The sequence below is a fragment of the Synechococcus sp. R6-10 genome, from assembly GCF_047461815.1.
Lineage (GTDB): Bacteria > Cyanobacteriota > Cyanobacteriia > Thermostichales > Thermostichaceae > Thermostichus.
On record NZ_JANSHW010000404.1, the window covers coordinates 1 to 553 of the forward strand.

Annotated in this window: 1 protein-coding gene; it reads right to left on the reverse strand. The window is 65.3% G+C overall.

What is annotated here, in order from left to right; translation table 11 throughout:
- Window positions 1-553, reverse strand: a 553-nt coding sequence (locus NW837_RS11245) for a gamma-glutamyltransferase (protein WP_414331584.1), incomplete at both ends; no start/stop codon positions are given.

Below are 553 nucleotides of genomic sequence, written 5' to 3' on the forward strand. Positions count from 1 at the left end.
GGGGGATCTCCCAGACGGTGTAGCCGCGGTAATCTGTATGGATGGGTTCCACCCAATCGGCCTGGTGCTGGGCCAAGTCAGCGGGGGAAAGAAAGCCGCCGCTAGCTTCCGAGAAAGCCAGCAACTTCTCCGCCAGCTCCCCCCGGTAAAAACTCTCACCCCCGCTGTGGGCAATGGCCTTCAGGGTTTGGGCATGCAGGGGGCTGCTCCAGCGCTCCCCAGCCCGTGGGGCACGCCCTTGGGGAAAGAAAACGGCCTTGAAGGCGTCGTGGCGGGGATCTGGCAGGGGCAAATAGATGGACTCCGCCGCCTGCCACAGTTGGGCCACCCGGGGAGAGACCGGAAATCCCTCTTGCGCCAGACGAAGGGCAGGCACAAACAGACGCTCGAACGGCAGCTTTCCCCAGCGCCGGTGCAAGGTCTGCCAAGCGGAAACTGCCCCCGGCACCGTCACCGCTAACCAATCGTAGGGGGGGATCCGCCCATGGTCCCGGTACCGCTCCGGCGTCAGGGCGGCTGGGCTGCGACCGGAAGCATTCAACCCGTACAGCTG